Genomic DNA, 14,002 nt, shown 5'->3' with positions numbered 1-14,002 from the left:
ATTCGTTAACAATAAACAATTGAATAACAGCTAGTTAGTTTATAATTTTAACCTTAATATTCTTATTCCAATTAAAATCTCTAACATTCTGCTTCAATACATTATGAATTTTAGGGTCTATAGCATATATGAACAAATGTTTTTCACCCAGTACGACATTCTTACCTCCTACCTCCAGATAGGCAACCTTTTTCCAGTTCTTTGGGGTATGTCCATCCAGCCATTCTTCGTAAGCGATAGCCAGCTGATACTGATTTTCAACAGCACTTCGTGTCAAAAAATTTTCAAATTGATCGTCAGGCCTTTTATCTTTCGTTCTGAAAGGGAGCATTTCTTTAGATCCTAATCCCATGAAGTCCAGTAAATGGATATCCGTAAAGTAGCAGATGGCACCAATATCATTAGCCACCACCTTAGAGGAATTATAGTATTTTTTCAAAAATCTTGCAGACTGAATCTGTTGTTCGTATATGTTGGCACTTCCATTAGTTATCAAAATATGAGCATGACCAGACTTATATACCAGCAATAATACATTTGCCAGTATACTTATTCCTATAATTTTTTCTTTTCTAAAAAACCGTAATGGCTGGACAAAAAAAGATGTAAGCTTTGGAATAAGAACCATCGCAAAAGCAACTAAAAGATAAGCTTCATATCTGAATTGCCCTTTTATTTCCCCAAATAAACTATGCAGGATAAAAGTAGAATTCCAGGCAACGATGAGAAAGTTGTTCACAATAATTTTTTGAAAGCTCAATTTTTTCTGATAGTCCTTATATAATAAAACCATACTGATCACTAAGGGAAACAATCCGATTTTATAGAAACTGATATTTAAAATTACTTTTTTCAGTACGAGATCAATGATCTGCATCGGTATACTGCCTGAGAAATCTACCAGTGATCCTTTGGCAATAACTGAATTGGGAAAAAAATATCCACTTTTAGGATAATTGAAGTAACCGAAGAGAAAAATAGGAACGAAACCACAGACCAGTACAAGTGCTGAGTCCTTCCATTTCCTGATCAGCATAAATACAAAAGCAAGGGAGACAAAATAAAACATGCTTTCAAATCTGATCAGACCTAATGACAGGAGCGTAAAATAGAAACCATATTGAGAAGCCCTGTCTTTATCCCCACTGTCTGACCATTTTTTAAAGCAGTACACATTGATAGCAATCATCAATGTCTGTAAAATATGCTCCATCCCGGTTACAATCTGAACATGCAGCACCGCAAAGAAAAGACTAAACAAGCAGGCCCAAACTATAGATCTGTTCTGATTGAAAAACAGGGAGTAGTATTTGTTAAGGATAACAAGAAGCAATCCTGCTGAAACCAGATTAAAAATCAACGGAATTAAAGCATGATCCCCAAAGAGAAAAATCAATGCACTTAAAATAAGGGTAAAAACCGGTGATGAAGAGGAAGAGGAAAAAGCATACCTGGTCATTCCCCAGATACCATGAACTGCAAAGTTTTTAGCAATCGCCATGTGAATATAGGCATCATCCAGCAAATAGGTAAAATAATGCTCGGTCGTAGAAAGCATGATCAGGATATAGATAAAACATATCCCAAAAAATATGGCTGCTGTGATCAAAAAACTTTTCATCTTCTGCAATATTAATACTTCCAAACTATTTTAAAAAATTTTCTTATAGTTATCATCTATTAATATTGGGGGCAGTTCGGCACAATATTTCGTAAATTTGGTATATACAAAAGATAACGTATAAAGTGGTCATTATTGATATCTCCAAACAGACACCACAGGGAGAAAGACAATTTCATACGGTCTTATAAAAATTAAATATAAATATATACATATGAAAAATGCTAGTATTATCGGTCTTAAAGAAGCCGACTGTAAAAAGATTTCAGAAAAATTAAATGCACTTTTAGCCAACTATTCTATATTCTATCAGAACACCAGAGGGGCTCACTGGAATATTAAAGGAGATCAGTTTTTCACCCTTCACCCTAAGTTTGAAGAACTGTACAATAGTCTGGTTTTAAAAATTGATGAGATTGCAGAAAGAATTCTGACTTTGGGAGCTACCCCGGCTCACAATTACTCCGACTATTTGAAAGTAGCTACCATTAAAGAGACAAAAGAAGTGACAGATGGTACAAAAAGTGTTGAATTGATTTTAAGCTCTTTCAAGGTGGTTATTGATCTTCAGAGAGAGTTATTAGATATTACGGATGAAGCAGGTGATGAAGGTACAAACTCTCAAATGAGCGACTATATCACGGAGCAGGAAAAAGAAGTTTGGATGTACAATTCTTACCTTGGAAAATAGCTCAATAGCAAGCATTGAAATATTTCAAAAAAATCGCCTTACATTTAGGCGATTTTATTTTTTATTTCTATATTTGCGTTAAAATTACACATATTATGAACGACGTAAGACTCAACTCAATTCTCGATAATGATTTTTATAAAATAACCATGCAAAATGCAGTGGTAAAACTTTTCCCTGGTTCTATTGTAAAATACGAATTTATCAATAGGGGGAAACATCACTTTCCGCCAGGTTTTGATACTGCTTTAAGAGAAGCGGTCAATAAAATGGCAGAACTTAAACTTACCAAAGATGAGAAGAAATTCATGGCAAGGACCTGTCCTTATATTGATCTTCCCTACCTCGATTTTTTAGAAGGGTATCATTATGATCCTTCTGAAGTAAAAATTCATCAGGAAGGAGGTGATCTTTCCGTAATAGTGGAAGGACTTTGGTACAGAACAATTCTTTGGGAAGTTCCTTTGCTCGCACTGATCAGCGAACTTCACTACGAAATGAATCACATGGAAAGAGACTCCAATGAAGTGGTGATGAACAAAACCCTGGAGAAAGCAGATTCATTGGGAAAACTTGGGGTAACCTTTGCAGAGTTCGGAACCAGAAGAAGACATTCTTATAAAGTACAGAACCTGGTAATGGAAGCTTTGACCCAGAAAAAAGATTCTACTTTTATCGGAAGCTCCAATGTTCATTTCGCGATGAAGTATGGAGTAAAACCAATTGGGACCCATGCTCACGAATGGTTTATGTTCCACGCAGCTGAATACGGTTTCAAAATGGCCAATGAGCTTGCTTTGGAACACTGGGTGGATGTTTACAGAGGTGATCTGGGAGTTGCCCTTTCAGACACCTATACCACAGATGTTTTCTTCCAGCAGTTTGATAAAAAATTCGCCAAGCTTTTTGATGGGGTACGTCATGATAGCGGTGATGCTTTAGAATTTGCAGACAAAACCATTGCTCATTACCAGAATAACGGTATCAATCCGATGTTTAAATATATTATCTTCTCTGATGCCCTGAATCTTGAAAAAGTAGAGGAGATTACCAGCTACTGCAGAGGGAAAATTGGAATCTCTTTTGGAATAGGAACCAATCTCACCAATGATGTAGGAGTAAAACCAATGAATATCGTCATGAAACTTATCGGCGTTCAGGCACCTAATAAAGAATGGATCCCTACGGTAAAACTTTCTGATGAGCATGGAAAATATACGGGTGATCCTAAAATGATAGAGCTTGCCAAGGAGTTTTTAAGAATAAAAGATTAGAATTTAGATTTCAGATATTCACATTATAATTAAAACATCTATGAAATTAAAAGTTTTAATCACCCTTAGTATTTTGCTGACCACTTTATCCTTCGCTCAGGAGAAGAAAAAAGAAAAAGTAAAATTCAATCAGGAGCTGGCAACCTCTCTTGGTGCAGACCAATACGGGATGAAGGCCTACACAATTGTCATGCTTACTACCGGAAGCACAAAAATAGATGATAAAGCCAAAATGGGGGCATTGATGAAAGGTCATATGGCCAATATCGGGAAGCTGGCTGATGAAGGGAAAATTATTGTGGCAGGTCCATTTCTGGAAAAAAATAAAGAAAACTACCGAGGAATGTTCATCTTTAATACGAAATCTAAAGAAGAAGCAGAGCAATGGGTAAAAACAGACCCTGCAGTTCAGGCCGGAGTCTTTAGTTATGAAATTTTCCCGTGGTATGGATCGGCGGCATTGCCTATGTATCTGAAACATCATGAAGAAATTTCGAAAGAAAATCCTTAACCATTATTGAAAAACACCTGTATAATACTGAATATATGAAACTTAGAGATAAAAAACCAGCTTTAGTATTAATTGATATTCAAAAGGGATTTCTTGATGAAGACTATTGGGGTGGAAATAGAAATAATAAAACAGCAGAGCAAATCAGTGGACAATTATTAGAGAAATGGAGAGCGCTACATCTCCCTATCTTTCACATTAGACACAGCTCATCCAACATCAATTCAAAATTACATGAAACCCATACCGGATTCGAATTTAATGATTATGTATTGCCCAAAAACGATGAGCCTGTCATTACAAAAAATGTAAACAGTGCTTTTATAGGAACCAATTTAAAGGAGCAACTTGACCATCAAAATATAACGACTTTGGTTATCATTGGAATAACGACAAATCATTGTGTTTCTACCACGACGAGAATGGCTGGAAATTATGGTTATGAAACCTACTTAATTTCTGATGCAACTGCTGCATTCGACAGACTTGGAATAAATGGAGAAAAATATGATTCAGAATTAATACACCTCACTACTCTTGCTAATTTAAATGATGAATTTGCTGTTGTATGGAATTCAGAAAAGTTATTACATGAGTTGTAAAAAGATCAATACATAAGACTGTTACTCATTACAAGGAAAAGGGATGTTATACTATTATTTTAGATATCGCATTAAGGCTCCCATTCCGGAGTATTCATTCTCATTGTCAAACAAAATAAAAACAAATCACTATATCGTCATATAGTGATTTGTTTTTTTTACTATATTAGATGTTCATTTTCAATACCATACAAATTAAAAACCTATAAAAATTAATTCCATGAAAAAAATGAACGTATCAAAACTTTCAAGAACAGAATTGAAAGATCTATTCGGTGGGTATTTATATCCGGCAGAATGTCCGGGAGGATGCCATGGTGAAGGGATGATCAGATGTCCTGACGGTACCACCACCATGACTAATTTTATATGCATGGGAGGAACCTGCCAACCAGCAGCAATGTGCAAGCCCTTAGTTCTTGAACCTTTTCCAGATCCGATTATAATTACTCCATAATCTAATGAACAACAAATAAAGTGAGTCTTTCCGGCTCACTTTTTTATTATTAAAAAGTTCATTCTACTCGTTTTCAAAACAATACATACAGGGATCATAGGTTTTTATTATCTTTAAATAAACAAAAAACCGCCATGAAAACCATTGAAGAAGTTCTGCAAAAACTGGATACTATCATCCTCTGGTGCAAGGAAAATCAAAGTCCGGCAGGATATTTCGCCTGTACTTACCGTATAATGACCGCACAGGTTTTGAAAGGAATTCAACAGAAAAAATTTGAAGATAATCCGAGAATGGTAACATTGGACATTGCTTTTGCACAAAGATATCTTGAAGCATGGGATAGCTACCGAAAAGGTAACCGGTGCAGCAACTCATGGTATACTGCTTTTGAAGCTTCAAAAAATAAAAACCTTCTGATATTACAGCATATTTTTCTGGGAATGAATGCCCATATCAACCTTGATCTTGGAATTTCAGCAGCTGCGATTATGCCTTACCGGAAAATAAATCCCTTAAAGAAAGATTTTGAGAATATTAACAGCGTTATTGCTTCTATTAACCAAAAGGTTCAGGATTCTCTGGGCAAGATATGCTACCCTGTAGACCTGATTGATCAGCTTTCTAACGGAAAAGACAATGCCATACTGGATTTTGCCATTTCCAAAGCCAGAGAAACTTCATGGACAACTGCCGTGATTGCCTCCAACACTCCAAATTTTCTGCGAGAACCTGTCATTAGCATTATCGATTATGCCGCAGCAAAAGTAGCTTCACAGATATTGAATCCGAAGCTCACTAATTCCGGACTTATCAAGGAGCTTAAAAAATGTGAAAGTAATGATGTGGTAAGGAATATTGAAATATTAGAGTCTACAAAGAGTATTTAATCCGGATAAAAAAACCGGGATCTTCCTCAAGAATCCCGGTTAACATAATGAACAAAATAAAAGAAACTATATTGCTTCCTTGTATTTTTTACGATAAGCATAATAGAATACAATCGGCAGTATGGTAAATGAAAGCAGCATGCAGATGATCAACCCTCCTACAATCATAATCGCTAATGGTTTCTGGATTTCAGAACCCATTCCATTGGACATTGCTGCCGGTAAAAGTCCCATAGACCCCATTAAGGCAATCATCACTACCGGGCGGATTCTACTTTGCACCCCCTGAGCAATCGCATTTTTAAGAGGCATCCTATTTTGTAAGTTCTCCTTCATGACTCCAATCAGAACGATACCGTCAATAGTTGCTACTCCAAAAAGGATAATAAAACCGATCCCTGCAGAGATTCCGAAAATGGTTCCTGTAAACCAGAGAGACAAAAACCCTCCGATAAACGCAAACGCCAATGTAATGGAAGAAATCAGTGTATCTTTTACATTTCCAAAATTGAAATACAGCAGCATCAGAATAAGAACTAAAGAAATGGGCACTACCATGGCCAGCTGTTTTGCCGCTCTTTCTTTACTTTCAAACTCTCCGGCCCAGGTCATTTTATGACTCTTGGGAAGTTTTACTTCTTTTTCAACTTTGGCTTTGGCTTCTTTGATTGTACTTCCCAAATCGCGACCTTCAATATTGAATCCTACTCCAATATACCTGCTGTTTCCTTCACGGTAAATAAAAGACGGACCGGTATGATAATCAATTGTTGCAATTTCTTTCAGCGGTACTTTTTTATTATCTTGAGTAGGAATCAGGATATCCCCCATTTTTTCAGGGGTATCACGATATTGTTTTTCAAATCTCAGCATAACATCAAACATTCTTTCCTCTTCATAAAATTTGGTGGCTGCCTGCCCTCCAATAGTCATTTCAATAACGGCTTGTGCATCTGCTGTAGAAACACCGTATTTTGCCATTTTTGAGTCATGAAGCTGTATTCTAAGCTCAGGAAGTCCTATATTTTTAAAGACATTCACGTCTGAAATTCCGGGAACCGTTCTGATGGAATTGGCTACTTGATTGGCATAGTTTTCAAGTTCAAACAGATCATTTCCGAAAATTTTAATCACCAATGGGGCTTTCACTCCTGCCACATATTCTTCCACATTATCCTGAATCGGCTGACTAAATCCAAAATTAATACCCGGATATTTTTCAAGAGAGCCTCTCATTTCTTCCAGAAGTTCTTCTTTGGATATTTTTTTCTTCCATTCATTTTCCGGCTTCAGCTGAATATTAAATTCTATATTAAAAAATCCGGTAGGATCCGTTCCGTCATTCGGGCGGCCTGTCTGAGTCATTACAAATTTCACTTCATCATACTTCATTAAAATCCCTTTCATCTCTTTCGTCAGACGTACAGATTCGTCAAGGTTTACACTATTGGGCAGCGTTGCACGTACATAGATTGCTCCTTCATTCAGTTTGGGTAAAAATTCAGATCCATAATTGGAGAATCTCCAGCCACAAATTGCCAATAAAGTAATAAACCCAATGATAAATCCTTTTTTATGACGGTTACTGAACTCATAGATTCTATAGATATTTACCCTGAAAAATCTTGAGATAAAATTCTCCTTTTCTTCTATATTCTTAGTCAGCAAAAGTTTACACATTGCCGGCACATAGGTCAAACTCAAGATTAATGATCCCAATAAGGCATATCCCAATGTAAATGCTAAAGGAGAGAACATTTTTCCTTCCACTTTCTGGAAAGAGAAAATGGGCAGCAATGCCACAATAAGAATCAGCAATGCAAAGAAAATATAGCTGGCCACACTTCCGGCACTTCTTTTTATGATCCCGAGTTTTGAAATCTTATTGAACCTTCGGAGCCCTATTTTCTTGGCCTTGAGTTCGAGCGCCACAAATACATGTTCTACAATAACCAGCGTTCCCTCCAGCAATAATCCGAAATCCAATGCTCCCATAGAAATCAGATTAGCAGGAAGCCCCTGAATTCTCAACATAATAATAGCAAAAAGGAAAGCCAGAGGAATCACCGAAGCCACAATGAACGTCGTTCTCCAGTTATACAGAAATATAAATACTATAATAGAGACCAGGATTACCCCTTCAATCAGGTTTTTGGAAACGGTATGAACGGTTGTATTCACCAGTTCTGTACGGTCAATAATAGGAACGATCTGAATATCACCCGGAAGTTCTCCTCCGTTCAGTTGCTCTATCCTATCCTTCAGTTTTGCAATAACCTCACTTGGATTTTCACCACGAAGCATGATCACAATTCCTTCTACTACATCATTTTCTTTGTTATACCCTACCTGTCCCAGTCTTGGTTTTGCCGAGATCTTTACTTCTGCCACATGTTTTACCAAAATAGGCGTAGAACCTTTTACTTCAATCTGAATATTCTCGATATCCTCCTTTTTCTCTAAAAGACCAATCCCCCGTACTACATAAGCCTGATCTCCCTTTGCCACTACATCTCCTCCTACATTGATGTTACTCTTCGAAACCGCTTCATACACATCCAGGGGGGAAAGGTCATAATTGTGTAATTCTGTAGGATTAATTTTTATTTCATATGTTTTTTCTTCACCACCAAAACTAACCACATCAGCTACTCCGGGAACTGCCAACAATTCTCTTTCGATGACCCAATCCTGAATCGCTGTAACTTCTTTGATCGGTAGCTTACTCTTGATAATGTACCGATAAATTTCACCGGTAGCCCCGGAAGGAGGCTCAATACTATATTCTGCCCCATTGGGGAGTTCCACATTTCCCAGTTTATTGGAAGCATACTGCTGGGCATAAAAGTCATCTACATGATCATCGAAAATTACCGTAACCACAGATAATCCGAACAATGAAATAGACCGTACCGATGTTTTATTCGGGATGGCATTCATTTCTTTAGAAATTGGCAGGGTAACAAATTTTTCTATTTCCTCGGCACTTCTTCCCGGCCATTGGGTAATCACCCTTACTCTGGTATTGGTAACATCCGGAAATGCTTCAATTGGAGTATGCATATAAGAATAGATTCCTCCAGCCAACAAAAGGAAAGTTCCCAAAAGAACAATCAATGAGTTTTTTAAAGAGAAGGAAACTATATTCTGTACAAATTTTCGCATTACTTGGTGGCGTTATTTAATTGGTTTTTCAGGTTTTCATAGATCAGCAGCCCATTGGAAGCGATAATATTCTCTCCGGGCTTTAAATTTCCTTCCACATAAATATATTGGCTATTGGAAGTGATTTCCGTTACCGGCCTGATCTCCAGTTCACAGTCTTTTTTGTACACCACTACATAACTCTGATTATTATCAAAGATCATAGCCTTAGCAGGAATTGCCAGTGCGGTTCTATTTTGTGAATTAACCGGCAGAACAATATCCGCGGACATTCCAGGTCTTAGTTTCATGCCATTATTATCCATAATGATCTTCGCCTTGAGGACTCTTTCATTCTCGTTAAAAACCTGTGAAATATTGTTGATTTTCCCGGAAAAACTGTCATCAGGATATGCCAGAGTTTTTACCACTACCGGCTGATCTACATACACATGTCTCATATTGGTCGCATAGACATTGGCCATTACCCAGACTTTATCCAGATTGGAAACGGTAAATAGCTGATCACCTCCTGCTGTAACCGGCATTCCTTTGGAAATATTTTTGGAAACAACATAGCCATCTGCAGGAGCTTTAATCTGAATGGTGCTCCCTCCTGCTGAATACAGCTGCATATTTTTTTGGGTCTTGGAAATATTAGACTGCAATATGGCCACTTCGGATCTTGCTTCCTGCAAATCTTTCTGAGAAGCAATATCATCTTTATACATCGCTTCTACAGAAGACAGCTTTCTTTTGGCCACTGCCAGCTGAGCCTGTAAAGTCTGGGTATCATCCTGCATCTCATTTACGGCGGTACTTTTTACACTTGCTAAAACCTGCCCTTTTTTCACGTAATCGCCTAAAGAGAAGTAAGTTTCTGTAACCACTCCATCTACAAGACTCACAAAGGGAACTGTTTTGTCTGAATTACTTTCCACTTCTCCGGTAAGTGTAATACTTTCTTCAATAGGACGCATTTCTGCCTGAACAAGTTTAATATCCTTCTTAAGTTCTTTACTGATGCAATAGCCTTTGTGAGCTTCGCTATCCTGTTTCTGATCTTTACAGCCTGTAAGGGAAACCAAAGCAGAAAGATAAATCACTGCAATGTATCTGGTAATATTCATTTTCATATCTAAGTATTATAAATCTTGTCCTACAACATATTGCAGGTTTTCGTAGTATTGATTAAGCTCTTTTTTAGTATCCAGGATGATCATTTTATTGCCAATATAGGTATCCAGAAAATCCATGTATTCCAACATGCTGATATTTCTCAATCTGAAATTTTTCTCGTGGCTTACCAACAGACCATCCAAAGTAGCTTCATACGTGTCATCTATTTCTTCAGAAACCTGCTGTGTCCGGATATAATTTCTAAAAACAGAAACAATCTCATTTTCAGACTTCAGCATATTCTTTCGGGTTTCAATCTTCATTTTCTGAACTTCCAGCTGGGCCTCCTGAATATTCCCTTTATTGCGGTCGAAAATGGGAAGATCGAAGGATAATCCCAATCCTATAAAATCCTTCATAATATTTCCACCGCGGTCATAGCCTATCGAAACGGCAATATCCGGAGTCTTCATAGCATTTTGTATTTCCAGATTTTTATCTGCATGTTTCTCTTTATTTCTGGAAATCAGAATGTCCGGACGGTTTTCTTTTGCTTTTTCTATCCATTGTACCATTTCTACTTCGGAAAGCTGTTTTTCTGGCATGGTAAAAGAATCAGAAATCACAAGATAAGACTGAGAGGGAATCATCAGTAAAGCTTTCAGTTCCAGCTGCTGGTCTTCAATTTCCTGCTTCAATGAAATCAGTTTTTTCTTGAATTCAATTTCCTGTGCTTTTAAGCGGACGTATTCTGCTTTACTGATATTTCCAAGGTTCAATTGGTTGTTGTAAGATTTTGTTAGTTTCTCAATAGAAGAGATCTGCCCCTGATAGATTTTCTGCTGTTCCTGGTTATAGAGAATTTCAGTGATCGTATTTCTCAGTGTTTTTTTAAGTTCACGAAATACTTCCTGCAGTTCATACTTTTCTCCTTCTACTTCAATCTTTTGTAATTCTATATTTTTTCTCCTCTTACCGGCTGTCTGGATTACCTGCTCTATTTCAGCAGAAATCTGAGTATTCTTCCCCCAATTTCCAATAAGTGCAGGCTGCTCTTCAATATCATAGGTTCTCCATAGATTGACTTCACTGATGCTTAATTTAGGATTAGGCCAGTATTTTGCTTGAAGAGCACGGGCTTCCGCCTGGGAAATCTCCAGTTTCTGGGCAATAAGATCAAGATTTTTAGCAAGAAAAATTGTTTCAGCTTCCTTTCTGCCGATCTTTATGGTATCGGAAATCTGCGCAGAAAAGAAACTAAAACAATGAATATAAAATAGTGTAAAAATAATCTTTTTCAAAGGTCTCATATTTAAGACCACAAAGCTATCCCTCTAGTATTAGACCCAATTTCGAATCAAATTAAAATTCAATTAGCCCAACATTAGAATTTGATTAGAACAGGTAGAGATACTTTTTTAAGGCTCCGCAGATCAGGGAGATTAAGCTATTTTTTTAACGCGAATAATGCTATTTCATCAAGGAAAGAGGATTCACAAACATCTCTGAGAATCCATACATCTATAAAATCTGCGCGAGATTAAATGGCAGGGAACACAAGCAGAACGTTCGTCCCCCTATCTACTTTAGAATCTATTTTCATTACAATATTATGATGATCAAAAATACTTTTGGACAGTGATAACCCAATACCACTTCCTTTAATACCATCTACATTTTTACCTCTGTAAAATGTTTCAGTAATCTTTGTAAGATCATCTGCCGGAATTCCTTTCCCCTGATCATTGATTTCAATATTCAAGCAGTTATCTTTCTCCAACAAGGCAATAACTACAGGTTTATCATGAGAATATTTGATCGCATTCTCTACAATATTATATAAGGCCAGATAAAGCAAAGTCTCATTTCCGGGAATTTCCAATAAAACAGGTTTTATCACCTGAAGCTGTATTTTAATAGAAGAGTGTTTTTCTTTAGCTTTCGGTTCAAGCTTCTCATAAATCTTCCAGATCAGCTCGTCTACCCTCACCTGTTTATGGGAAGTTTCAAGCTTTGTCATTCCGGACATCAGTAAAAGGTTGTTGAGAATATTTTCAATCTCATATACATTATCTAAAGATTCTCTGACCACGGCTTTGTATTCTTCCGGAGTTCTGTCCTTCTGGGCAAATACCTCCAGGTTTCCGGAGATCGCGGCTAAAGGGGTTTTAAATTCATGAGAAACATAGTTGATAAAGTTCTGCTGAAGCAACATGCTTTCAGAAATCCTTCCGAATAATTTATTATAAGATTTAATCAGGTCTTCAATTTCATCATTGGTATTGGTAGAGGTAATTGCTGTGGAAATATTATTGTAATCCACATTATTAATGCGCTCTACCACATTGGAAATCGGCTTGTACACCACTTTTGAAAGATAACGGCTGAGGAAATAAATAGCCAGCAAACCAAGCACAAGAACAGCAAGCATAATAACCGAGAGCCTGATCATCTGCGACTGGAATGAATCGTTGGGTGATTTTACAAAAACAACGAAGTCCCCCTGATTATCCGGATAAAAAATCCCATAGTAAAAACTGTTATCCGACATAAACTGCACCCCTTTATTATTTCTCGCAGTCTGAATATGTTGCAGTTTAATATTAGGATCATGCAGATTTTGTCCGAATGTAACTTCATTATTTTGGTTGTAAACAGCCACCCGGTTATTCTGGATAAGATGATTATACTCTTGCTTGATTTGGGCATGCCTGTCTTTCGGAAGTTCATCTTTTTCAAGATAATAGATTGCAGAAATAAGAGCTGTATTTCTCAGCTTTTCAAAATAAAAGATCTTGGTACTGTCATAATAAGCAAAGAATATCACCACAAATGTGACAATAGAAACAATGCCGAATGAAAGGCTTGAAATAAGAGTAAACCTGTTTCTGAGCGTCATCTTCAGTCTTTAATTAAATATCCTGTTCCCTTTACCGTATGAATAATTTTCTGACCGGTTTCATCAATTTTATTGCGTACATAGGAAATATATACATCTACTACATTAGTTGTATTGTCAAAATCAATACCCCATACATTGTGAAGAATCTGGGTTCTGCTGAGTACTTTATTTTTATTTTCCATCAGGAAAGTAAAAAGTTTATATTCGGTAGGAGAAAATTCAATTTCCTTATCACCCTGGGTTACTTTATGAAGATCTGTATCTATCACAATATTACCGCAAGACAGGAGCTGATTTTCTTTTTGGTAACTCAGTTTATTTCGCCTGGTCAATGCTTTAATTCTTGAAATGAGCTCTTCAAAATGGAAAGGTTTAGATAAGTAATCATCTGCTCCGAGGTCCAGCATTTTTATTTTATCATCCGGACTATTTAAGGCACTCAGAATAATAATCGGGGTATAATTTCCTTTAAACCTTATCAATTGGGTAAGCTGCATTCCGTCTAATCCTGGAAGCATAATATCCATTAAAATAATATCAAAATTATACGTGGTAAGAAGCTCCCGGGCTTTTTCACCGGAATCAGCAAGGGTCATACTGTACCCTGCTTCGGTAAGCCCTTTTATAAGAAAATTACTGATTCTCTGATCATCTTCTACCAACAAAATATTCATATAGTCCCGAAATTTCCTATAAATATAAGTATTCTTTAGGAAAAAGGCTGAAGATTGAAAGAGCAGCGCTTCCGGGAATTCATCATCCGGTAGCAACTTCCAGCCTTTTTTCATAAT

The 14,002-nt window shown here is 36.9% G+C and carries 12 protein-coding genes; 6 read left to right on the top strand and 6 right to left on the bottom strand.

Annotated features, from left to right (window positions below; all coding sequences use genetic code 11):
- Window positions 1–34: 34 nt before the first annotated feature.
- A complete protein-coding gene (locus B8967_RS14475) occupies window positions 35–1,621 on the bottom strand; it encodes a hypothetical protein (protein WP_084086569.1) in 1,587 nt (528 codons plus the stop codon).
- A gap of 214 nt (window positions 1,622–1,835) precedes the next feature.
- On the opposite strand from B8967_RS14475, the gene B8967_RS14470 reads away from it, so the two are divergent.
- From B8967_RS14470 to B8967_RS14445, 6 genes are all read left to right on the top strand, one after another.
- Window positions 1,836–2,312, top strand: a complete 477-nt coding sequence (locus tag B8967_RS14470; RefSeq protein ID WP_084086568.1) for a Dps family protein — start codon at window positions 1,836–1,838, stop codon at window positions 2,310–2,312.
- Between the two features lie 95 nt (window positions 2,313–2,407).
- Window positions 2,408–3,586 (top strand): nicotinate phosphoribosyltransferase, encoded by a 1,179-nt coding sequence (pncB, locus tag B8967_RS14465; protein WP_047491363.1) that lies wholly within the window; start codon window positions 2,408–2,410, stop codon window positions 3,584–3,586.
- Window positions 3,587–3,626: 40 nt separating this feature from the next.
- Window positions 3,627–4,097, top strand: coding sequence for a YciI family protein (locus tag B8967_RS14460; protein ID WP_084086567.1), 471 nt, complete (start codon window positions 3,627–3,629; stop codon window positions 4,095–4,097).
- 35 nt (window positions 4,098–4,132) lie between these two features.
- Entirely contained in the window at window positions 4,133–4,699 is a 567-nt protein-coding gene (locus B8967_RS14455; RefSeq protein WP_084086566.1) for a cysteine hydrolase family protein, read from the top strand.
- Window positions 4,700–4,919: 220 nt separating this feature from the next.
- Entirely contained in the window at window positions 4,920–5,156 is a 237-nt protein-coding gene (locus B8967_RS14450) for a TIGR04149 family rSAM-modified RiPP (RefSeq protein WP_047491352.1), read from the top strand.
- A 134-nt stretch (window positions 5,157–5,290) separates the two neighbouring features.
- Window positions 5,291–6,046 carry a DUF5995 family protein gene (locus B8967_RS14445; RefSeq protein ID WP_084086565.1) on the top strand — a complete coding sequence of 252 codons (756 nt, stop codon included), beginning with the start codon at window positions 5,291–5,293 and terminating at the stop codon, window positions 6,044–6,046.
- A gap of 66 nt (window positions 6,047–6,112) precedes the next feature.
- On the opposite strand, the gene B8967_RS14440 is transcribed toward B8967_RS14445, so the two are convergent.
- The 5 genes from B8967_RS14440 to B8967_RS14420 all read right to left on the bottom strand — a co-directional run bounded on the left by B8967_RS14440 (window position 6,113) and on the right by B8967_RS14420 (window position 13,885).
- Complete coding sequence (locus B8967_RS14440) at window positions 6,113–9,211, bottom strand: efflux RND transporter permease subunit (RefSeq protein ID WP_047491349.1); 3,099 nt, start codon at window positions 9,209–9,211, stop codon at window positions 6,113–6,115.
- Window positions 9,211–10,326, bottom strand: coding sequence for an efflux RND transporter periplasmic adaptor subunit (locus tag B8967_RS14435; RefSeq protein WP_084086564.1), 1,116 nt, complete (start codon window positions 10,324–10,326; stop codon window positions 9,211–9,213). Before B8967_RS14435 ends, B8967_RS14440 begins: the two co-directional genes overlap by 1 nt.
- Window positions 10,327–10,335: 9 nt before the next feature.
- Window positions 10,336–11,619 carry a TolC family protein gene (locus tag B8967_RS14430; RefSeq protein WP_115919610.1) on the bottom strand — a complete coding sequence of 428 codons (1,284 nt, stop codon included), beginning with the start codon at window positions 11,617–11,619 and terminating at the stop codon, window positions 10,336–10,338.
- A 230-nt stretch (window positions 11,620–11,849) separates the two neighbouring features.
- Entirely contained in the window at window positions 11,850–13,208 is a 1,359-nt protein-coding gene (locus B8967_RS14425) for a HAMP domain-containing sensor histidine kinase (protein ID WP_084086562.1), read from the bottom strand.
- A 2-nt stretch (window positions 13,209–13,210) separates the two neighbouring features.
- Entirely contained in the window at window positions 13,211–13,885 is a 675-nt protein-coding gene (locus tag B8967_RS14420) for a response regulator transcription factor (protein WP_047491635.1), read from the bottom strand.
- Window positions 13,886–14,002: the final 117 nt, after the last annotated feature.

Origin of the sequence: Chryseobacterium sp. YR221, from assembly GCF_900176315.1 — a bacterium.
Taxonomy (GTDB): domain Bacteria; phylum Bacteroidota; class Bacteroidia; order Flavobacteriales; family Weeksellaceae; genus Chryseobacterium; species Chryseobacterium rhizosphaerae.
This window is presented reverse-complemented; position numbering and strand designations above follow the sequence as displayed.